At 59.0% G+C, this 21,797-nt stretch carries 15 protein-coding genes; 10 read left to right on the top strand and 5 right to left on the bottom strand.

Going from position 1 to position 21,797, the window contains the following annotated elements; genetic code table 11:
* Window positions 1-321 precede the first annotated feature (321 nt).
* The 5 genes from AABM52_RS09550 (at window position 322) to AABM52_RS09530 (ending at window position 6,242) form a co-directional block, all read left to right on the top strand.
* Entirely contained in the window at window positions 322-1,485 is a 1,164-nt protein-coding gene (locus AABM52_RS09550; protein WP_347911509.1) for an extracellular solute-binding protein, read from the top strand.
* Window positions 1,486-1,697: 212 nt separating this feature from the next.
* Window positions 1,698-2,633, top strand: a complete 936-nt coding sequence (locus AABM52_RS09545) for an ABC transporter permease (RefSeq protein ID WP_347911508.1) — start codon at window positions 1,698-1,700, stop codon at window positions 2,631-2,633.
* A 31-nt stretch (window positions 2,634-2,664) separates the two neighbouring features.
* A complete protein-coding gene (locus AABM52_RS09540) occupies window positions 2,665-3,456 on the top strand; it encodes an ABC transporter permease (protein ID WP_223449347.1) in 792 nt (263 codons plus the stop codon).
* Between the two features lie 5 nt (window positions 3,457-3,461).
* Window positions 3,462-4,541 carry an ABC transporter ATP-binding protein gene (locus AABM52_RS09535; protein WP_347911507.1) on the top strand — a complete coding sequence of 360 codons (1,080 nt, stop codon included), beginning with the start codon at window positions 3,462-3,464 and terminating at the stop codon, window positions 4,539-4,541.
* 114 nt (window positions 4,542-4,655) lie between these two features.
* Window positions 4,656-6,242: a GMC family oxidoreductase N-terminal domain-containing protein gene (locus tag AABM52_RS09530; protein WP_347911506.1), complete on the top strand. Its 1,587-nt coding sequence runs from the start codon at window positions 4,656-4,658 to the stop codon at window positions 6,240-6,242.
* Window positions 6,243-6,296: 54 nt separating this feature from the next.
* On the opposite strand, the gene AABM52_RS09525 is transcribed toward AABM52_RS09530, so the two are convergent.
* Window positions 6,297-8,315 carry a methyl-accepting chemotaxis protein gene (locus AABM52_RS09525; protein WP_347911505.1) on the bottom strand — a complete coding sequence of 673 codons (2,019 nt, stop codon included), beginning with the start codon at window positions 8,313-8,315 and terminating at the stop codon, window positions 6,297-6,299.
* Window positions 8,316-8,591: 276 nt separating this feature from the next.
* On the bottom strand, window positions 8,592-9,875 hold the full coding sequence (hisD, locus tag AABM52_RS09520; RefSeq protein WP_347911503.1) for a histidinol dehydrogenase: 1,284 nt from the start codon (window positions 9,873-9,875) through the stop codon (window positions 8,592-8,594).
* A 396-nt stretch (window positions 9,876-10,271) separates the two neighbouring features.
* Here hisD and AABM52_RS09515 point away from each other — a divergent pair, with 396 nt between their 5' ends.
* From AABM52_RS09515 to AABM52_RS09505, 3 genes are read left to right on the top strand one after another with little or no spacing between them, the layout of a single operon-like run.
* Complete coding sequence (locus AABM52_RS09515) at window positions 10,272-10,997, top strand: ThuA domain-containing protein (protein WP_223449356.1); 726 nt, start codon at window positions 10,272-10,274, stop codon at window positions 10,995-10,997.
* Complete coding sequence (locus AABM52_RS09510; RefSeq protein WP_223449358.1) at window positions 10,994-12,781, top strand: thiamine pyrophosphate-binding protein; 1,788 nt, start codon at window positions 10,994-10,996, stop codon at window positions 12,779-12,781. The genes AABM52_RS09515 and AABM52_RS09510 overlap by 4 nt, the downstream gene beginning before the upstream one ends.
* Before the next feature lie 17 nt (window positions 12,782-12,798).
* On the top strand, window positions 12,799-14,409 hold the full coding sequence (locus tag AABM52_RS09505) for a GMC family oxidoreductase (protein WP_347911502.1): 1,611 nt from the start codon (window positions 12,799-12,801) through the stop codon (window positions 14,407-14,409).
* 60 nt (window positions 14,410-14,469) lie between these two features.
* Here the strand turns inward: AABM52_RS09505 and AABM52_RS09500 are convergent, their stop codons facing one another.
* Window positions 14,470-15,570: a LacI family DNA-binding transcriptional regulator gene (locus tag AABM52_RS09500; RefSeq protein ID WP_347911500.1), complete on the bottom strand. Its 1,101-nt coding sequence runs from the start codon at window positions 15,568-15,570 to the stop codon at window positions 14,470-14,472.
* 56 nt (window positions 15,571-15,626) lie between these two features.
* Window positions 15,627-16,754 (bottom strand): MFS transporter, encoded by a 1,128-nt coding sequence (locus AABM52_RS09495; RefSeq protein WP_347912604.1) that lies wholly within the window; start codon window positions 16,752-16,754, stop codon window positions 15,627-15,629.
* A 301-nt stretch (window positions 16,755-17,055) separates the two neighbouring features.
* Here AABM52_RS09495 and AABM52_RS09490 point away from each other — a divergent pair, with 301 nt between their 5' ends.
* Window positions 17,056-18,333, top strand: a complete 1,278-nt coding sequence (locus tag AABM52_RS09490; protein ID WP_347911499.1) for an MFS transporter — start codon at window positions 17,056-17,058, stop codon at window positions 18,331-18,333.
* Between the two features lie 218 nt (window positions 18,334-18,551).
* The gene (tynA, locus tag AABM52_RS09485) at window positions 18,552-20,840 is read left to right on the top strand and encodes a primary-amine oxidase (protein WP_347911498.1); all 2,289 of its coding nucleotides are present in this window, start codon (window positions 18,552-18,554) and stop codon (window positions 20,838-20,840) included.
* 172 nt (window positions 20,841-21,012) lie between these two features.
* On the opposite strand, the gene AABM52_RS09480 is transcribed toward tynA, so the two are convergent.
* Window positions 21,013-21,360 carry a DUF6124 family protein gene (locus AABM52_RS09480; protein WP_347911496.1) on the bottom strand — a complete coding sequence of 116 codons (348 nt, stop codon included), beginning with the start codon at window positions 21,358-21,360 and terminating at the stop codon, window positions 21,013-21,015.
* Between the last annotated feature and the right edge of the window lie 437 nt (window positions 21,361-21,797).

Genomic DNA, 21,797 nt, shown 5'->3' with positions numbered 1-21,797 from the left:
TACTCGATCCATGAAAACAACAAGCCGAGCCTATCAAGCGCCGGGCGCGTCGCTTCAAGTCTTTGCCTTGCAACCTGAGCAAAGCAGCGTCGCCCAGCCAAGGAAGAGTCAATCGGAACAGTGGAGGCCAACCGCGCAATGTGCTCACAACCAGACATTTGAGCGCAGCCAACCTCCCCAGCTCATGGAAACAATGCTGGCCATAACACTGCCGATCTACATGACTGCATACAAAAGGATGTGCCCGGCATCACCCGCCGAGCCAGCGCCATTGCAAGTCGCTAATCGTTTGCTCACTACCACCCTAGGCAGGAACTCGAAATGAAAAAAGAAATAGAGACGGGTTATGGACCAACCGGCATTGACCTGGATTCGATTAGCCTGAAGCGGCGCACATTCTTGCTGGGGGCTGCGGCATCTGCAGCAGGGTTGTACATGGGGTCTTTCATGCCGGGCGCATTTGCCGCCGCCGCGGGTGGCCACCTGGAGATTCTGGGCTGGGAAGGTGAAACCGGCGACGCGGAGCTGGCCGAATGGCGCAAGCAGCGAGGCATCACCGTACGTTCAAGCTATGCCAGCAACCAGGACGACATCACTGCGCGGCTGGCCGGCTCCGATCCCGTGCAGCTTGACTTGACCATGTACGCGCTGGGCTACGAGACCATCTACCAGGAAATGGGCCTGCTCAAGGCGATCGACACCTCGAAGATCCCCAACTATTCGGCGCAAAACACCCTCCCGCTGTTCTACAAAGGCAGCCGCTGGTACTGGGATGGCAAGCAGTGGGGCGTCCCGCTTCTGTGGGGCATGAACACCATTGTCTACAACCCCAAGCGCGTCAACAAACCGGTTGAGTACAAGGACCTGCTGGACCCGAAACTGAAGGGCAAACTGACCTTCGTGGATGACGGCACGTCCAACTGGTCACTCATCGCGATCATTGCCGGCTATGGCGACAAGTTCCCCAACCTGACCCGTGCCGAATTCGACGATGCTTTCGAGAAACTCAAACCGTACCGTGATCAATGCCGCGTCTTTGCAGCCTCGTCCGGAGACGCTGTCTCCCTGCTGGTGTCGGGCGAAGTGGATGCGGTGTTCTCGGCGTCGGCCAACACCCCTAGCGAGACCAGGAAGCGCGGTGTAGAAGCGGCGCTGTCGGTCCCCAAGGAAGGTGCGGCCCTCTGGTGCGATGCCTTGTTCATCCCGAAAACGGCAAAGGACATACCGCTGGCGCTGGAGTTCATCAACAAGACACTCGAGGCTGATACGCAGGCCAAGATGGCTACCACCATGTTCTCCGGCGTGGTCAACACCAAAGCCGTACCGTTGCTGCCTGACGAGCTGAGAAATACCTTCGACTACGCAAACCTGGATAGCTTTTTCGAGAAATCGAAACTCTACGGCCAGCCCCCCCTGAGTTCCGACAAGTATGTGACCTATGCTGAATGGATCGATCAGTGGGCAAACTTCAAAGGCTCGTTCTAGAGCCATCGGCAATCCAGTGCATTGAAAGGACTGTTTGAGGGAACTGTACCGGAGGGTGCGTGTTTGCAAGCACGCGCCTCTCTGCTCGATGGAGGCGATGGAATGGCCTGTCGATGCCGTTCGTACAGTTCAGAAAGAGCACACCTCACACCGTGCATGCGCTCGCCAAGGCGCCCTCGTCATCGATACAAAAAAGCAAAGGCAAACTCATCATGAACGTAGTCAACAACAGCGAGCCCATCATTCTTGACGAAGGGGATTCGCAGACTGGTAAACACGTGAAAATCGACAAAAAGACCCTGAGCGGTTATTGGCTGGCGTCGCCCCCACTGTTCTTCCTGGTCGTGTTCTTCCTCATTCCGTCGGTACTGCTGCTGGTCGCGAGTTTCTGGACCGCGAAGACTTTCAGCATGGAGCCCGCCGCGACGCTCGCCAACTATGCGAAGGCCCTGAGTGCCAGCGGGTTCTACGACTCGTTGTGGATTGCGCTGCAAAACGGTTTCTGGACCGCCATGCTGTCAACGATCATCAGCGCCCCGGTCGCCTATTACATTGTCTATCGGACCCGCTCAAACGCCGTCCTGTACCTGGCGTTGATCTCATGGTTCTCGAGCTACCTGGTGCGGGTCTATGCCTGGCGCTCGATCCTGGGCACCAACGGTGTGATCAACTCCACACTGATGCACCTCGGGCTGATCGATCAACCTCTGGACTGGCTGGTGTTCAGCAAGTTTTCGGTGGTGTTGACACTCGTCCACATCATGCTGCCCTTCACCCTTCTGCTGCTGGTGTCGGGCTTGCGCGACATCAAGAAGGACTACCTCGAAGCCGCCGCGGACCTGGGCGCCGGCGGTGCCACCATCCTGTGGCGCGTGATCATGCCGATGGCCCACAAGAGCATCGTCAGTTCGTTCATGTTCACTTTCGTCCTCGCCGCCAGTGACTACGTCACCCCTCAGTTACTGGGTGGTCGAGACGCCATGACCACCGGCCTGGTGATCGCCAACCAGTTCCGCTCCGTCGGTAACTGGCCGCTGGGAGCGGCGATGGCCTACCTGCTGCTGATTGTCTTCATGCTGGTTTATGCGCTGCTGCTGGGTGTGTTGCGGGCGGCCAACCTAGCGCCCGGTAAACGCTACCACGACTGAACGCCGCCAATAAAAATGCAAGGTGACCGCCATGATCAGACTATTCACTTACGTTTACATGCTCTTCCTTTATGCGCCCATCGCGATTATCGCGCTGTTCAGCTTTCACTCGTCGGCCTCGTTGTCGTTCCCGTTCGAAGGCTTCTCCACGCAATGGTATGAAGCGCTGTTCAGCAGCCCGGACTTCATGACGGCCCTGACCAACAGTGCGATCGTCGCCGCGGGCTCGGCCATCCTCACCACGCTGCTGGGCACATTCTCGGCACTGGCGCTGATGCGCATGAAAGGACGCGTCAAATCGGTCTTTGCCTTCATGAACTTCGCCCCTATCGCCTTGCCCGGCCTGTTCCTGGGAATCGCGCTGGTGATCTTCTTTTCGTTGATCGGCCTGCCCCGCTCACTGCTGACGGTGATCATCGGCCATACGCTGTTCACCTTTCCGTTTTTTGTCGAATCCGTGCGTTCACGCCTGGAGTACTTCGATCTGTCGTTCGAAGAGGCAGCGCGTGACCTTGGTGCCTCACCACTCAAGGCATTCTGGCTGGTGACACTGCCCATCATCGGCCCGACGATTGCCGGTGCCGCGATCCTGGCGGTAGCACTGTCCATGGACGAATTCCTGATCACCGTATTCGTCACCGGCAGCGACACCACGTTGCCCCTGATGATTCTTTCGATGATGCGCCGCGCTGTCAGCCCAACCATCAATGCCGCCTCGGTGTTCATGCTGGTCGTGACCATCGCCATCATTGTCATCGCCGGCCTGGTCATGACCCTGCGCCGTCGCCGTCTCGAACTTGAACGCGCAGAAACTGCAGAGTAATCGCCATGACCAACAGCATTGAACTGACCGGAATATCCAAGAGCTACGGCAACCTGACCGCCCTCGGCAAAGTCGACCTGACCGTAAAGCGCAACGAAATCCTGACGTTGCTGGGCCCAAGTGGCTGCGGCAAGACCACCCTGATGCGCATCATCGCCGGCTTCGAAGAGCCCACCACTGGCAAAGTGGTGATCGATGGCAAGGACTCCACGTCCCTGGCGCCTGAACACCGTCCGGTCAACATGGTGTTCCAGAAATACGCGCTGTTCCCTCATCTGGATGTCTTCGACAACGTGGCTTTCGGGCTGCGCCTGAAGAAGAAACCGAAAGACGAGATCAAGCGTGAGGTGACCAAGGCCCTGGAGCTGGTCCAGCTGGAGGGCTTCAAGAACCGCTGGATCTCCGAGCTCAGTGGCGGGCAGGCGCAACGCGTGGCGCTGGCCCGGGCACTGGTGAATCGCCCCGCCGTGCTGCTGCTCGACGAACCGCTGGCGGCGCTGGACCTGAAGATCCGCCACCACATGCTCAATGAGATCAAACGGATCCACGAAGAGACATCGACCACCTTCGTTTACGTCACCCATGACCAGGACGAAGCGATGATTCTCTCCGACCGCGTGGTGCTGCTGAACAAGGGTGGCATCGAGCAGATCGGCGGACCGCAAGAGATGTACTGGTCGCCGCGCAGCTTGTTCGCCGCGAAATTTTTCGGTGATACCAATATCGTCAACGGCACCTACGGGATGGGAGGTACCAGCAGCGGCTATGTCGACCTGCCGTTCGGCCGCTACGCGCACACCGCCAAAAACAGCCTGGGCGCCGGACCGGTGAATGTGTCGATCCGTCCGGAAACCATCGGTCTTGAGCCTGCGCTGGGGCATCCACTGGCTGACGGCGCATTTGCCGGAAAGGTAAAGGACACGTCATTCATCGGTAACCGGGTCATTTACCGGGTGGCGGTGGCTGGCGGCACCCTCGACCTCAAATGCCAACAACTGCCCACCCCTGGCAGCCACGCACTGCCACCCGGATCGGATGTGGCGCTCACCTGCAAACCCGACAGTTTTGTGGTGATACCTGCTTGAACAATCGCCCCTGCCAGATTTGGCAGGGGTTTATCAGCAACGTCAGCGCCGGCTCATCAACTCTTTCACAGGAGCATGATCCGGCGTTTTTTTTGATCAGGGCGGTACACAACAGTGGTCGACTATATCGTGGTCGGGGGCGGTTCTGCCGGGTGCGTCATTGCGGCACGTCTCAGTGAAAATGCACAGGCTTCGGTGGTGCTCCTGGAAGAGGGACCTAGAGACAGTCACCCGTTTATTCATCTTCCGGTCGGCTTCTACAAGACCAGCCAGGGCAACCTGGTCGAACGCTACCCCTGGGAGCCACCAGCGGACTATATAGGCCCTGCCAATCCGACCATGGTGCAGGCGCGGGTACTTGGCGGCGGGAGTTCGGTCAACGCGATGGTTTACCTGCGTGGGCAACCGGCCGATTACGACAGTTGGGCGACGGGCGGCGCCCAGGGTTGGGCCTACAAGGACGTACTGCCCTTCTTCAAGAAATGCGAGACCAACGATCGATTCAGCAACGACGCTCATGGTACGCAGGGCCCGCTTGGCGTCAGCGATCAGCGTTATACCCACCCTTTGACCAAACTCTGGCTGCAAGCCTGCCAACAAGCCGGGCTGGCCTACAACGCCGACTTCAACTCAGGGGTGCAGGACGGCTGCGGGCTTTATCAGATCAATGCCAGGAACGGTCTGAGGTCAAGCACGTCGGTCGCGTACCTGAAGCCTGCACGAAAGCGCCCCAATCTGACGGTTAAAACCAACTGCCGGGTCTTGCGAGTCCTGGTCGAACATGGCCGCGCGACTGGGGTTGAATACCTTGAAAACAATCAGCGCCGGGTGCTCAGGGCCGAACGCGAAGTCATCGTCAGTGCCGGGGCGATCAACTCCCCGAAACTGTTGATGCTGTCGGGCATTGGCCCTGCCAGTCACTTGCGCGAGAAAGGCGTCGAGGTGATGCATGACCTGCCCGGGGTCGGCCGGAATCTGCAGGACCATATCGAAGTCTCACTGATCAATGAACTGCGTCGCCCATTGAGCTACGACAAGTACAAAAAACCGCACTGGAAACTCGCCGCCGGGTTGCAGTACGCGTTGTTTCGAGAAGGTCCGGTGACCTCCAATGTGGTCGAAGGTGGCGCATTCTGGCGTACATCGCTGGCCGAGAACCGTGCGGACGCGCAGTACTGCTTCATGGCCGGTGCCGGCGTAGAAGCTGGCGTAGGTTCCGTGCCCGGCGGCAACGGCTGCACCTTGAACGTGTGCCAGACCCGCCCCCGCTCGAAAGGTGCCGTGCAACTTCGCAGCGCCGACCCGCTGGACTTTCCGTCCATAGAACCCAACTACCTGACCGATCCGTTTGATGTGGAGTGCATGATCCAAGCGACGGAGTTCGGTCGCCACATCATGTCCCAAAGTGCGATGGCCGGGCATATTTTGCGTGAACACGTACCCGCCGAGCCGCTGCGCACCCGTGATGACTATCTGAAGTTCGTGCGTCAACAGGCCCACGCTGCGCTGCACCCGGTAGGCACCTGCAAAATGGGCGTGGACGAGATGGCTGTGGTAGACAACGAGCTGCGGGTATACGGGATCGAAGGCCTGCGAGTCGCCGACAACTCCATCGCCCCGAGCCTGTGCTCCAGCAATACCAACGCGCTGGCGATCATGATCGGCGAGAAGGCGGCTGATCACATCCAGCGCGCTCGATAGCCTGGGGCCCTGAAGCGCCCTGCCGGAGCGAGCCTGCTCGCTCCGGCAGGGTATTCAGACCCTGAAGTTGTTCATCAACACCTGTTGCTGGTTCGCAAGGTCGTTCAAGGATTGGCTGATGCGGGCGGATTGACCCGCCTGCTCCACCAATGCGCCCGTCACGTCCCTGATAGCCGAGACAGTACGGTTAACCTCTTCGGTTACCGCGCTCTGCTCTTCGGCGGCGCTGGCGATTTGCAGGTTCAGGTCCGTCATGATTTCGATGTTCTGGCTGACATGGGCCAATGCATCGACGGCCTCGAGTGCTTGCGCAGCGCTGGCATCTGCCTGGCGGTGCTGACTCTGCATGGCGCCCACGACATCGCGCGTACCGCTCTGGAGACTTTCGATGACGCCTTGAATTTCACTCACCGAATCCTGTGTGCGCTGGGCCAGATGTCGAACCTCGTCCGCCACCACCGCAAAGCCTCTGCCCGTCTCCCCTGCTCTCGCCGCCTCGATTGCAGCGTTCAACGCCAACAGATTGGTCTGCTGGGCAATGGTTCGAATCACATCGAGCACGCTGCCGATTTTCTCGCTGCTGTCGGCAAGTTGACGAACACCGGTCATGGCGCCGCTCATGTGATGGGCCAAGGACTGAATGGAATGTGCAGCGGTCTGGATCGTACCTTTGCAGGATCGGGCGGCGACATCGCCATTGCGCGCGGCGGTCGCTGCCATGGACGCATTGCGCGCCACCTCTTGAGAGGTCGCGCTCATCTCATGGGTGGCCGTCGCGACTTGCTCGACCTCGCGCAGTTGCTGCTGCATGCCGCTACTGGTCTGGGTGGCAATCGAAGACGCCTGGTCGGCGGTGGATCGGGTCTCCAATACGCTCTGGCCGACTTGCGCAATAATCGGTTGCAGCTTATCGAGGAAACGGTTGAACCACCCCACCAACGCGCCCATTTCATCGCGGCGCTCAGCCTTGAGCCGCTGGGTCAGATCGCCCTCGCCATGGGCGATGTTTTCAAGCATTTCGGACACCCGACGAATAGGCCGCGTGACGCTCACCGCCAACAATCCCATCAGCAATGTACCGGCCAGGGTGACACCGATCCCGGTCGCCACTTGCGCGATCACAGACCTCCGATTTGACTGGTCCAGCACCTGTTGCAACGCCTCGACCGACGCCATCAACGTGGCACGCGGTACTTCGATGACCGTCATCCATTGGCTGGCGTTCGGGATCGGGGAAAACGGCACGACGAGCAGGATGTTGGCATTGTCAGCTGCATCGATTGCCAGGGTTTTATCCGACTTGGCCCCTTCGAACATCTCAGCCGCCTGTCGCGGGAAAATGTCCTTGATGGATTTCCCCAACGAAGCCGGATCGCCGCTTCTACCCATCACGACACCGGCGGCACTGATGAAGGTCAGTTGCCCCTGACCTTCGAACATCGAGGCACTGGCTTTCTGCGCAATGTTTTGCAAGCTGCTCAGGGGCAGATCAACGCTGACCACACCGATGAACTTACCGCTGTCCAACAACGGTAGCGCGATGCTGGAGGTCAGCGTCGGAACACCGTTGAGCTCAAAGGAATAGGGCTCGATCAAACAAGCCTTGCGGGTTTTCTTCGGGCAGTTCCACCACGCTTTTGCAGGATCGCCGTCGTCCTGCATTTCCTTTTCCTCGAGAATGAAGTTCTGCATCGATGAAACGTACACCGCAAAGCGGCCACTGGCATTGCCGGTGAAGTCGGCACCATTGACGGTGCTCTCGTCAGCACCATCGAGTGCATTGGGATCAAAGGAGATGCCTACGCCAAGTATCTCCTGCGTGGTTGCCACCTGAGCCCGGACCAGCCGGTACAAATCGCCACGCAGTTGCTTGGGAGCCAGGCCATTTTGTCGTGCCTGGCGGCGCATCATGACGATTTGGGTCGCCAGGGAGCGAGTGAACATCTGGCTGGCAAGGAACCGCTGCTCAATACCACTGGCCTGCAAATGCCCCGTTGCCTCCAGGTATTGCATGGACGCCCGGGACAACGAATCCGTACTGGAGTCACTGACCACGGCCGCTGTGTCGCGCATCTGGTGAATCGAAAAACCCACCAGGCAAAGCACCATCGCAAACAGACAACTCCCGGCAGCCAGCGTAATTCTTGTTTTTATCGACAAGGTTCCCATCGCATCGCCTCACTAAAATTCAGCCTGGAACAACGAGTTTTTTCGAGTGGTTAAAAAAAAGGCTCCCCGGATGGGGAGCCTGAATACACTTGGAAGGACGGTGAGAGTGACCAGCAGCAGCGAGAAACGACCCTTTTTCCCGCTACCCGCTTGCCAAGTGCAGCAATTGACCAACAGCCCTCAAGCAGGCTTCTTGTAACGACGAATGCGGATATCCGCCTGTTCCTTGTGCCCGGCAAAACCTTCCATGCCGCACAGACGCGAGCAGTATTCGCCGACCAGTACGGAGGCTTCATCCGTCAGGACACGTTGATAGGTGCAGGTCTTGATGAACTTGCCGACCCACAGGCCGCCGGTGTAACGCGCGGTCCCTGTCGTGGGCAATGTGTGGTTGGTGCCGATCACTTTGTCGCCGTAAGAGACGTTGGTTCGCTGACCGAGAAACAGCGCCCCGTAGTTGGTCATGTGTTCGAGGAAATACAGTGGATCGCGGGTCATGACCTGAACGTGTTCGGAGGCAATGCGGTCGGCTTCCAGCACCAGTTCGTCCACGGTGTCGCAGAGGATGATTTCGCCATAATCACGCCAGGCGATCGAAGCGACTGGCGCGGTCGACAAAATGGCCAACTGGCGCTCGATTTCAGCCGGCAGGGTTTCCGCCAGTGCCGGGCTATTGGTCAGGAATACAGCCGGGGAGTTGACGCCATGCTCCGCTTGGCCGAGCAAGTCGGCGGCGATGATTTCGACGTCGGAACTGTCATCGGCAATGACCAGGGTTTCGGTCGGGCCGGCGATCAGGTCGATACCGATTTTGCCGAACAATTGGCGCTTGGCTTCCGCGACGTAGGCATTGCCTGGCCCGACGATCATGTCGACGGGCTTGAATGCTTCGGTGCCCAAGGCAAAAGCGGCAATCGCCTGCACCCCACCGACGCAATAGATTTCGTCGGCACCGGCCAGGTACATGGCGGTGACGATGGCCGGGTGCGGCTTGCCATCAAAGGGCGGAGCCGCTGCGACCACGCGTTTCACACCTGCGACTTTGGCCGTCAGCACGCTCATGTGCGCCGATGCCAACAACGGATACTTGCCGCCAGGAATGTAGCAACCCACCGAGTTCACCGGAATGTTGCGATGCCCCAGGATCACGCCCGGCAGCGTCTCGACTTCAACATCGTGCATGGATGCCTTTTGCACTTCGGCAAAACGGCGCACCTGGGCCTGAGCAAACTTGATATCGCCGATTTCCTGTTCGGAAAGACTGGCGACACACGCCGCGATTTCTTCGTCGGTCAGGCGGAAGGACGCCGGCTCCCAGTTATCGAATTTCTTCGAGTACTCACGAACGGCGGTGTCTCCGTTTCTGGCGACGTTGCTGATGATTTGCGCCACCGTATCGCGGACTTGAGAGGCAATCTCGGCTTGAGCTTCAACAGGTTTACTTTTTTTCAGATAACGAATCATCAATATGCTCCAGGTGGTTCTTGAGGGCACGCGACATGCCCTCAGCATTGGCGACCATCTTTTCTCACCCTCCTGCCCCGGGCAATTTCGCAGCCTCCTGATTGATGACGCAATCTGACGCAGCACAGACGCAATGCTGAAGCACTCACGCAAGCAACTAATGTTATTCGTATAACCTTTTCTCATTAAAACCTTGTCGCCTGAATTACATGCGCATTAGAGATGTTCTCAAGCCCGCGGCCCATAAGGCTTTAGAGTGCCTGAATACGGGGTTTTGAGGGCATACGGATGAAAATGATCAAACAGGCATTGACTTAGGGATTTTGAGTGATAGCTTAAATAAGCGGTTATACGTATAACCTAATAATCACACCCAACTTGAAGAGGTGACCAACCGTGAGTCGAGTCTTGTATCTATTCGGTGGCTGGCCCGGCCATTACCCCTATGAAATCGCTGCATGGGCTCGGACCGTTTTCCAGGAGCTGGATTTCGATGTCGAGGAGTCGAACGATATCTTCACCCTGGACCGGGACTTGACCGGTTACGACCTGATCGTGATCGGCTGGAACAACGCCGTCACCACGGAAACGCTGACCGCCTCTCAGGAAAACCGCCTGCTCGAGGCGATCGAAAGCGGCACCGGGCTGGTCGGTTGGCACGGTGCGGGGGCGGCTTTCCGTGCAAGCCTCAAGTACCACTGGGTGCTGGGCGGATCGTTTCTTGAGCATCCGATGGGTGAAGGCTTTCCTCATCCGTACCAGGTCAACGTCATCGATCACACCCATGAAGTCACTCAAGGCGTCGAGGACTTCGAGGTTCGATCCGAGCAGTACTACATGCAGGTTGACCCGAACATTCATGTACTCGCCGAAACCACCTTCGACGGTAACCCGTTCCCCTGGATCAAGGGCCATCGCAGCCCGGTCGCCTGGGTTCGCCAATGGGGTCTGGGCCGGGTTTTCTATCACTCGATCGGACACGACACCAGCAATCTCGCCGACCCGAACATCCGCCGCCTGACCAGGCAGGGCCTGAACTGGGCGACGCGCGGGCGCGCAACAGCTACCGGGAAATCCGACGCATCCACCCTCGTCTCATCAACCCAAGGAGTCCTGTCATGACTAAATTGACCGGCAGCCAGATCGTGGCTCAAACCCTGAAAAACTATGGTGTCGAATATGTCGCCGGTATTCCTGGCCACGGCATCTGGACACTCACCGACGCCTTCCTGGAAGAGGACTCGAAACTCAAGTTCATCCAGGTCTTCCACGAGCAGAGTGCGGTTCACCTCGCGGATGGTTACTACCGGGTCAGCGGCAAACCGATGGCGGCTGTCACCTCCATCGGCGCCGGTGCCGCCAACACCGTGATCGGCATGGCAACGGCCTTCACCGACTCCACCAGCCTGATGCTGATCACTGGCGGGCCACCCACGCACATGCGCGGCCATGGCTTGCTGCAGGAGCTGGAGCGCTACACCGACAACGACTTCCCGAAAATCGCCGAAGCGGTCACCAAGCGTCATTGGGTGGCGACTCGCGTCGAAGAGTTGCCGTTCATGATGCATCGGGCCTGGAGCTCGATGGTCACGGGGCGTCCAGGCCCGGTTCATCTTGAAATCCCGATGGATGTTCAGGCCGAAGCGGCTGAAGTGACCCTTCACGCCCTGGAAGAGCGCACCCCTATCGGCAAATGCTTCCCGGATCCGGCGGCAACCGCCCGCGCGGTTGAAGAGTTGAAAGCCTGCAAGCGCCCGGTGCTGGTCATCGGCGGCGGCGTCATCACTGGCGAGGCAAGCGCCGAAGTGTTCGCTCTGGCAGAAGCCTGGCAAATCCCGGTGGTCACCACCTGGAACGGCAAAAGCGGTTTCCCGGAAGATCACCCGCTGTTCGCCGGCAGCGTCGGTCAGACCGGCACGATGTGCGGCAACAAAGTAGCCTCTACCGCTGACGTGATCATCGCCGTGGGTTGCCGCTTCACCGACTGGTCGTCATCCAGTTACGCCAAGGGCGTGACCTTTGCGATTCCGCCGTCGAAGCTGATTCATATCGACATCGATCCGCACGAAATCGGCAAAAACTATCCGGTCACGGTGGGCATTTGCGCCGACGCGAAATACGCGCTGGCGCATATCGTGGAAGGCTTGAAAGGCCAGACGGTCGATCGCCAGGAGTACATGAGCGACTTGCGCGGCTATCAGGACGAATGGGAAACCAAGCTGGCCGGCCGCCGTGACTCCGATCGCTTCCCGTTTACCTCTCAACGTCCGTTGGGAGCGCTGCGCAAGGTATTCCCGCGCGACACCATCGTGGTGGTCGGGTCAGGCAACACCCAAGGCGCGGTCAAGCAGACCTTCCCGGTCTATACCCCCCGTACGCACCTGACATCGGGCGGTTTCTCGTCGATGGGCTGGGCTGTTCCTGCCGCTATCGGTGCCAAGTTGGCAGCACCGAATCAACCGGTGGTGTGCATCCTGGGCGATGGTGACTTCCTGATGACCTCTCAGGAAATTGCGATCTGCGTGACCAACAACATCCCTGTTGTGTTCATGATCCAGAACAATGCCGGGTACATGTCGATTCGTGGTGGCCAGCGCAAGCAAACCAGTCGCCATATCGGCACCGAGTTCAACCACCCGGACGGCACGCCTTACAGCCCGGACTTCAAGGCGGTCGGCGAAGCCTTCGGCCTGAAATCCTATCGCGTGGAGCGCCCGGAAGACCTCGAGCCGATCCTGCAGGAAGCCCTGGACCTGAACGCACCGGTGCTGATCGAAATCCCGACCGACCGCGACGCCGCAGGCCCTTGGGTGCCGGGCTGGTGGGACTTCCCGATTCCCGAGTACATCACTGACGAACGTCAGGACGAATACTGGGAAATCCGGAACTCCGAACAACACCTGTAAAACCTGGAGCGGCTCAAATGAGTGATGCATTGATTACGCATCATGCAGAGCTGAATCCACAACCGGGGGCGCCGCGCGAACCGCGCGCCCTCGACGTGGTGACACCTGATGCAGATGGCAACATCAACTGTGATGTAGTGATTATCGGCTCGGGCATGGGCGGATCGACCTTTGCCCATGCACTGCGCGATAGCGGGCTGGACATCATTATCGTTGAACGCGGTGATTTCCTGCCCCGTGAAATACATAACTGGAGCGCCGAATCGGTATTCGCCGAAGGCCGTTACCGCAACGCCGAACAGTGGCTGGATCAATCCGATCAACCGTTTTCCCCCGGTGTGTTTTATTACGTCGGCGGCAATACCAAGTTCTATGGCGCGATGCTCCCGCGGTTTCGCGAAGAGGACTTCGGCGAAATCCAGCACGCCGAGGGCATCTCCCCCGCATGGCCGATCAGCTACGCAGAACTGGAACCCTGGTACGCCGAAGCTGAAAAACTCTACCGGGTTCATGGCCTCGCCGGCAGCGACCCCAGCGAGCCCTGGCGTTCGGGCCCGTTTCCCCAGCCTGCGCTCAAACATGACCCTGCACTGGTCCCGCTGGAGCAAAGCATGCGTCGTTCCGGGCTCAAGCCCTTCGTGATGCCGGCGGCGGTGGATTACGGCGACGGTGGTGGCTGCGTTTTGTGCTCGACCTGCGATGGCTATCCCTGCCTTGTCGATGCCAAGGCCGATGCTGAAGTGTCGGCATTGAGACCGGCGTTGCGCAGCGGTTCCGTCAGGCTGATGACCCGCACCACCATCAAGCGACTGGAAACCGCCAGCGACGGCCGCACGGTAACCGAGGCCCATGGCCTCTTCGAGGGCAGAGACGTGAAACTGCGGGCCAAACGATTCGTTCTGGCCTGTGGCGCAGTGAATAGCGCAGCCCTGCTGTTCAAGTCAGCGAACGCTCGACACCCTGAAGGCCTTGGCAACCGTTCGGGGCAATTGGGTCGCAACTACATGGTCCATAACAGTACGTTCATGCTGGCGGTGGACCCGCGACGCAAGAACAAAGTGATCTTCCAGAAGACCCTGGCCATCAACGACTGGTACAGCGCCAGCCCGAGCAATTCATTTCCCTTGGGTAATGTGCAGATGCTGGGAAAGATCCGCGAGCCCATGATCACCTCGATGCGCCCGTGGTTGCCGAAGTTTGCCTCGCGATACATCACCGACCACAGCGTCGACTTGTATCTGACCTCGGAGGATCTACCGACACAGGAGAACCGGGTCACGTATGACAAGGCGCGTGACGCGATCAAGGTCCACTGGACACCCAATAACCTGAGGGCTCATGAAGGCCTGGTGAGCAAGACCGGTAAAGTCATGCGTGAGGCTGGTTATCCGGTGATCCTGAAAGCGCGGATGGGCATCGCCACCAATTCGCACCAGTGCGGCACCGCCGTCATGGGCAAGGACCCTGCATCCAGCGTACTGGATCTGAATTGCAAGTTGCATGACCTGGATAACGTCTGGGTCGTAGACAGTTCTTTCTTCCCGTCTTCGGCGGCGGTCAATCCGGCGCTCACGATCGCCGCCAATGCCCTGCGGGTGGCGGCGAACTTCAAGCATCAGGCAAGTTGAGCGGCAACACAAACCGGACAACAACTGCGGCGCAACGTTGCGCCGCAGCCCTGCCTGGATTCAAGCGTCAGATGGCTGCACGCTGAGTGTCGACGTTCGCACAATCAATTTCGTGGCGAAAATTTTCCGTTCGGGCTCAAGCCGGGTGCCGGCCGGCGCATTCAGTTGTTCGGTCAGAAGTCGCGCGGCGTATACGCCCTTCTCCACCATCGGCTGGCCAATGGTGGTCAAACCGAGCTGGACGGCCTCGGGAATATCGTCAAAGCCAATCACCGATAGCGCCTGCGGGACTTTGCGATTGAGCGCGTGAGCCGTTTTCATGCAAGCAATCGCCATCACATCCGAACAGGCAACGACCGCCGTGACATCGCTGGACGTCAGCAGCGTAAACGCGGCTGCCTGCCCGGACGTCGAATCCAGCCCACCGGCCTCGATAATGCTCAGCTCCTCGAATGCCAGGCCTGCCTCGGTCGCGGCTTCCACGTAACCGGTGAGGCGCTCCCTGACAATGCGCTCACTGGCGCTGTTGAAACGCTTCTGGTCAATCGGACCGCGATAACCGTCCGGATTGAGACGGTCAATGATGATGCCGATCTTGCGGTGCCCCAGATCCAGCAGGTGCTGCATCTGCGTACGGGCAGCGCCTCGATCGTCAATCCCGACAAAGAAAGAGTCTGCCACCAGAGGCGAATCGATCACCACAAACGGAATGTTCTGCTTGACCACCGCCAACACGGCTGGGTGATCATCGGGCAAGGTCGAGATAATCAAGCCATCCACCAGCCCGCGCAGGGCGAGACTGCCGTGATTCTCGGCCTGGGCTCGGCCGACAAGCCGGTTGTTATTGAGCGGGAACAACGTCAGCGCGACATTCTCCAGTTCACCCACTTCACTGATGCCGCGCAACAAGGCAATGGTGCAGGGGTCGGCGAAAGCAAGGGACAACTTGTCCATCATCATCAGACCGATCGCGCCGATCTTGCCCGAGCGAAGGCTTCGCCCCAGAACGTTGGGCCCCGGGTAGCCCAATGAAGCAGCCACCTCAAGGATATGCTCACGCTGGGCTTGCGACAGCTTGGAGGGGCGATTGTAAGCGTAAGACACCGCAGGCTGGGACACCCCCGCCGCCAGTGCTACATCTTTCATTGAAACCGATGCCATCGCTTGCTTCCCAATCTTTTTGAAACCTCATGCGAGGTCTGTGAAAAAACATGCACTCAGTGTAACCGTTGACGGGAAACCTTCGGAACCAGTCCGGTGGCACTGACCATGATTGCGATCATTAATGCGGCGACGGCGAGCAGCGCCGCAGACAGGCTGGTCGCGTGAGCGAAAAACCCGATGACTGCCGGGCCCATCAGGATGCCGAGGTAGCCGAGGCTGGTTGCCGCGGCAATCGCCAACTCACCGGGCATCGTCTGTTGAGCACCGGCCAGCGACAGGTAAACCGGCGCAATGTTCGCCAAACCAATGCCTATCACGGCGAATCCCAGCAGATTCACGAGCCAGTCCGTCACCAGGACGACTATCAGGAACCCCAGAATGACAATCAGACCGCCACCGAGGAGCACCGCGCGCGAACCGAGCTTGAGCAGAACCCGGTCACCGCTCAGTCGCCCCAGGGCCATCATCACCGCGAACGCTGCGTAGCCCAGGCCTGCAATGGAATGCTGAACGCCACGCACCTCGGTAAGAAACACCGCGCTCCAGTCGAGAATGGCGCCCTCGGCAAGAAAGGCGAACAGGCACAGCAAGCCCAGCAGCAAAACCTTGCGTGTAGGCTTGACGAAGATCGGACTCCCCTCATCGCCGCTTCGCCCGAGCATCTGACGCCCATATGTCAGGACAAAGGCGAGCAATGCCGCCATCACCGTACTGCTTGCCAGCAAAGGCGTTGCACCGAGCCATAACAAGGCGGTCATCCCCGCAGCACTGACAATCGTTCCGAGGCTGAACAAGCCATGGAAACCGGACATGAGCGAGCGACCGGTAGCGCGCTCGACCATGACCCCCTGAACGTTCATCGTCACGTCCACCGCCCCGCATCCTGCACCGAAGACCGTCAGGGCGAGCATCAAACCCGCGAATGAATGAGTGGTTGCCAGCATGGGCAATGTCAGCAATACCAGCGCGATGCCTATGTGCATGGTAAAGCGGCAGCCCTTCCTCGCATTCAGAATGCCAGCGAGCGGCATCATCACCAGCGAGCCCAGGCCAAGGCAGAGCAACAGCAAGCCTAACGCGCCGTCGTCGACCCCGGCCCGACTGCGGGCATAGGGAACCAGGGGGGCCCACGCCCCCATGCAAAGGCCTGACAACAGAAACGTCAGCCGATAGGCAGCCATATCAGGTGTGGCGCACGGCAATACCAACTCTTGAGACGACACGGAAACCTCTGTGCTCGAGCCACTGGAGTTATACGTATAACCTAAAACAATCGATAAGGCCAATGACTCAACACCACGCAGGCTGCCAGCGCAGGGTCTGACGTGTAATTTAATGCCATGAAGTCGGCAACCAAGTCTGAAAAGAGTTGACAGCAAGCTTGCTGTAAATGTTATTTTTAATGAGTTATACGTATAACTCTTATCAAATCAAACCCTCAATTGCATGAACACCCAACAAAAACAAAAGGGACAATGCAGCGTGATTAACAACCTTCAAACCACACAGATCCCCACCCGCATTCGCAAGGCGCGCATCGCGACTTTCCTGGGCTTCATGATGATTGGCGCCATGATGTACATCTGGTCGACGGGTGTGAGTGTCTTCAGGGTGCAACTGGGTTTTACCGGCGAATCGGGAGACGCGAATTTCGGCTTGATCGCGCTTGGCGTTGGTGTCGGCTCCGCAACAGGCGCGCTGTGGGTCGGCCGATTGCTCGACACCTTTGGTGCGAAGTCGGTCATCACGGTGTGTGCACTCGCTTATCCCCTTTCCATCATCCCGCTCGGATTCGTCAACGGTTTCTGGTTCGCCTTGTGCTTCGGTGTTGTGCTCGGGCTGCTGCGAGGGGCACTGGACACGGCATTGAATGCCCATGGTGTGCAAGTCGAACGTTTCTACCAGCGCTCGATCATGTCTGGCTTCCACGCGTTCTATTCACTGGGCGGCTTTCTGCTGGGGATGGTGTGCAGCTGGTTGACCGGCCTCTACACCGACAGCGTGCAAGTGCCCTACACCGTGCTCGGCGTGGCCCTGTTTATCGTGGGCTGGTTTTTCAGCCGGTGGTTGCTGGGCAAACATGATGTCCCCGAGCCTTCGGCCAGCGACTGGCAGACAGGCGCCCATTCGCCCGATGAAGCGGGCAAGGGACCATCGGCAAAAACGCTGCTGGTCATGATTGCTCTCGGTGTCTTGCTGCTGGGCAGCATGATGGGTGAAAACGCCATTGCTGACTGGGGCCAGGAATACATTCGTCGCGAGTTCTCGACGAGCACCTCGATGGCCGGCATGGCGGTCTCCATCTTCGTCGGCGCGGCGTTCGTCGGACGTCTTTTCGGTGACCGGCTGGCCGCGGCTTTCGGTAATTCACAAGTGGTTTTCGGCTGCGGGACGATATGCGTCCTCGGCATGATCATCACCATCATTGGCGGTACCGCGGTGACTGGCATCGTCGGTTTCGCGTTGTTTGGCCTCGGCCTGTCGTGCATCGCGCCACTGATGATCTCTGCCGCCGGGCGCAGAGATCCGAAACATGCAGGTCGCAATATCGGCATCGTCAACTGCATCGGTTTTTCCGGAATGCTGGTGGGCCCTGCCGTCATCACCGTGATTGTCAGTCATTTCGGTCTGGGCAAGTTGATGTTTTTCCCGCTGATAATGCTCGCCTTGCTGGCGACATTGGGGCCCCTGCTGATGCGAGCGCCTAAACCTGTCACCACCGAAAAACAGCGCTACACGCGCAGCGCCGCACCTCAATAAAATGCAGCGCTCTTTTCGGACAACATCAACTTAACTGAAGAATCCTGGGCGATTCAGCTTTCAGAGCACGCTGTACGCTTGCCAAGCTGCATTTCGTCAGGAAAGCTCAATTGCGGCACGGAACCAAAGAAATCTGGCAGGCATTCAAAAGCATCGATTGACCCGTTGTAACAAAGTGCAGGAATGCCCGTACCCGGCTTTTCCCCAGGAATTCACCCATGTTCAGCCCCAAAGCATCGCCCAAAAGAACACCGCTTGCCCGCCTGGCCCTGGCCATCACCCTGAGCACCCTCGGCCTGCCTTTCTGGGCGGGCAATGCCCAGGCCCACGGCGGTCACGCCGAAATGGTGCCGCTGCAAGCGGGTCTTGAGGAATTTGGCGCCACGGTGAAATGGGACGATTACGCCAATCTGTTCACCATCGCCAAGGACGGGGTCTACCTCAAGGTCAAGCCCGACAGCAAAGTGGCGATGCTCAACGGCAAGCGTATCGAGCTGACGGTGCCGGTGGTGTTCAAGGACCATACGGCGTTCATGTCCAAGGACTTTATCAACCAGGTGTTCCAGTCCGGGCTGGACAAGACCTTCGTCGTCGAGACCCGCCCCAACCCGCTCAATCCCCTGAGCGCGGCTGAAATCACCACGGCCGTGGACATCGTCAAGAAATCGGAAAACTACAAGCCCGGCTTCCGTTTCACCGAAGTCTCGGTCAAGGAGCCGCCGAAGGATCAGGTGTGGAACTTCGTCTTCACCGGGCAGAACGTCGCCCAGCCGCGTGAGGCCTCAATCGTGGTGCTCGACGGCAAGCACGTGATCGAAGCCCTGGTCGACCTCGACAAGAAAGAACTCAAGTCCTGGAAGCCGATCGAAGGCGCCCACGGCATGGTCTTGCTGGACGATTTCGCAACGGTGCAGTCGGCTGTGGAAACCAGCCCGGAATATGCACAGGCCCTGGCCAAGCGCGGCATCAATGACGTGAAGAAAGTCGTGGCCACACCGCTGACCGTCGGTTACTTCGACGGCAAGGATGGCCTGGCGCAGGACAAGCGCCTGCTGAAAATCGTCAGCTACCTCAACACCGGTGACGGCAACTACTGGGCGCACCCGATCGAAGGGCTGGTGGCGATTGTCGACCTGGAACAGAAGAAGCTGATCAAGATCGAAGACGAAGCGCTCATTCCGGTGCCGATGAAACCGACGCCGTATGACGGGCGCGGACGCCAGGGCGTGGCAGTCAAACCGCTGGAAATCATCGAGCCCGAGGGCAAGAACTACACCATCAGCGGCAACAGCATTCACTGGCAGAACTGGGACTTCCACGTTCGCCTCGACTCGCGGGTCGGGCCGATCCTGTCCACCGTCACCTACGACGACAAGGGCAAGAAACGCAAGATCATGTACGAAGGCTCGCTGGGCGGCATGATCGTGCCTTACGGTGACCCGGATGTCGGCTGGTACTTCAAGGCCTACCTCGACTCCGGCGACTACGGCATGGGCACCCTGACTTCACCGATTGCCCGTGGCAAAGACGCCCCGCAAAACGCCGTGCTGCTGGACGCGACCATCGCCGACTACACCGGCGCACCGACCGCGATCCCCCGCGCCATGGCGGTGTTCGAGCGCTATGCAGGCCCCGAATACAAACACCAGGAAATGGGCCAGCCCAACCTCAGCACCGAGCGTCGTGAACTGGTGGTGCGCTGGATCAGCACCGTGGGCAACTACGACTACATCTTCGACTGGGTCTTCCAGCAGAACGGCACCATCGGCATCGACGCCGGCGCCACCGGCATCGAAGCGGTCAAGGGCGTGAAATCGAAAACCATGCACGAAGACACCGCCAAGGAAGACACGCGCTACGGCACCCTGCTCGACCACAACATCGTCGGCACCACGCACCAGCACATCTACAACTTCCGCCTCGATATGGACGTGGACGGCGAGCAGAACTCACTGGTGGAAGTGAACCCGGTGGTGCTGCCGAACGACCGTGGCGGCCCGCGCACCAGCACCATGCAGACCGAAACCAAGGTGGTCGGCACCGAGCAACAGGCGGCGCAGAAATTCGACCCGTCGACCGTGCGCCTGCTGACCAACTCCAGCAAGGAGAACAAGGTCGGCAACCCGGTTTCCTATCAGCTGATTCCGTACGCCGGCGGCACGCACCCGGTGGCCAAGGGCGCTAACTTCGGCAAGGACGAATGGCTCTACCACCGCCTGAGCTTCATGGACAAGCAACTGTGGGTGACGCAATACAACCCCGAGGAAAAATACCCGGAAGGCAAGTACCCGAACCGCTCGGACAAGGACTCGGGCCTGGGGCAGTTCACCCAGGACAACCACTCCATCGAGAACACCGACGATGTGGTCTGGCTGACCACCGGCACCACCCACATCGCCCGCGCCGAAGAGTGGCCGATCATGCCGACCGAGTGGGTGCATGTGCTGCTCAAGCCGTGGAACTTCTTCGATGAAACACCGACCTTGAACCTCAGCGCACCGAAGTAAGCAAACAACACACAAAACCTGTGGGAGCGGGCTTGCTCGCGAATGCGGTGTGTCAGTCCATGAAGTTGTCGACTGACACACCGCTTTCGCGAGCAAGCCCGCTCCCACAAGGGTTCATCGGTGTTCAGGCGAGTCCATCAGCGCGTCCGGCAACATCCCTTTCGCTGATCCTCTACCCCCCCGCATCGATCCGGTCCAGCGCCCGGTTCACCGCCAACTCCCCCAACAGGATGACTTGCGCGATGCCCAGCAGGGTATTGCGACTTGTCCCATCCGTTCGATCCGCCAGATCCATGGTCATGACATTGGCCGATGCCAGTGACTCGCAGGCATGGGCCAGCAGGGTTGCGGTATCGAGTTCCGGGTTGACGAAAAACATCGCGCACAGTTTGCGTGGAGTGGCTCGGATGTCGGCGGCTGAGGGGATGCGGTCGGCGGGTTCGTGGGGGGTGTTTGAGTCGAATTCTACTGATGAGGATGTCGGACCGGTGTCCGGCGGATTCGGTGTGACCTTGAACATGGGAATTTTCTCCAGTAAGGGCCACAACCATCTCGCGACTAAACAAAAGGGTGGTGGCCGTGCGCAAGTTAGTCGACCGGTAAAGTTTCCCAAAACCCGGCGCGCCCGAAGACGCCATGCGCACAGCCACCATCAAGTGCAGGCGGATGCCTGACTGGATGACACCGGTACAACCGAGGAAAACTAGCCGGGCGACTAAACCCGATCACTGACAATCAGTGACGCGGAGCAAGTTACCGAGCGGTCCCAAAGCGCACAAGCCGGCGGATTCTGGGGTAACTGTAGGCAACGACGCAAGGCGCTGTGGCTTTCACGAAGTAACCTTGAGGGCTTTTAAACAAGCAGGCTTTGCGCTCTGCAGTAGCGTTCGATCCGAACGGTTCAACCCTGTCGAAAAGCAGCCGCTGCACCTGGCGCCGACAAAATCGCGAACGGTC

Origin of the sequence: Pseudomonas grandcourensis, from assembly GCF_039909015.1 — a bacterium.
In the GTDB taxonomy this organism is placed as follows: Bacteria; Pseudomonadota; Gammaproteobacteria; order Pseudomonadales; family Pseudomonadaceae; genus Aquipseudomonas; species Aquipseudomonas grandcourensis.
The sequence above is the reverse complement of the archived record's forward strand: the minus strand, read 5'-3'. Positions and strand labels throughout refer to the sequence as shown.

Coding starts and splice junctions, on each gene's coding strand:
- AABM52_RS09540 (WP_223449347.1), top strand. CDS start 2,665: ATGATCAGACTATTCACTTACGTTTACATGCTCTTCCTTTATGCGCCC.
- AABM52_RS09505 (WP_347911502.1), top strand. CDS start 12,799: ATGAGTGATGCATTGATTACGCATCATGCAGAGCTGAATCCACAACCG.
- AABM52_RS09495 (WP_347912604.1), bottom strand. CDS start 16,754: ATGGCTGCCTATCGGCTGACGTTTCTGTTGTCAGGCCTTTGCATGGGG.
- hisD (WP_347911503.1), bottom strand. CDS start 9,875: ATGATTCGTTATCTGAAAAAAAGTAAACCTGTTGAAGCTCAAGCCGAG.
- AABM52_RS09535 (WP_347911507.1), top strand. CDS start 3,462: ATGACCAACAGCATTGAACTGACCGGAATATCCAAGAGCTACGGCAAC.
- AABM52_RS09500 (WP_347911500.1), bottom strand. CDS start 15,570: ATGGCATCGGTTTCAATGAAAGATGTAGCACTGGCGGCGGGGGTGTCC.
- AABM52_RS09510 (WP_223449358.1), top strand. CDS start 10,994: ATGACTAAATTGACCGGCAGCCAGATCGTGGCTCAAACCCTGAAAAAC.
- AABM52_RS09480 (WP_347911496.1), bottom strand. CDS start 21,360: ATGTTCAAGGTCACACCGAATCCGCCGGACACCGGTCCGACATCCTCA.
- AABM52_RS09545 (WP_347911508.1), top strand. CDS start 1,698: ATGAACGTAGTCAACAACAGCGAGCCCATCATTCTTGACGAAGGGGAT.
- AABM52_RS09525 (WP_347911505.1), bottom strand. CDS start 8,315: ATGCGCGACACAGCGGCCGTGGTCAGTGACTCCAGTACGGATTCGTTG.
- AABM52_RS09550 (WP_347911509.1), top strand. CDS start 322: ATGAAAAAAGAAATAGAGACGGGTTATGGACCAACCGGCATTGACCTG.
- tynA (WP_347911498.1), top strand. CDS start 18,552: ATGTTCAGCCCCAAAGCATCGCCCAAAAGAACACCGCTTGCCCGCCTG.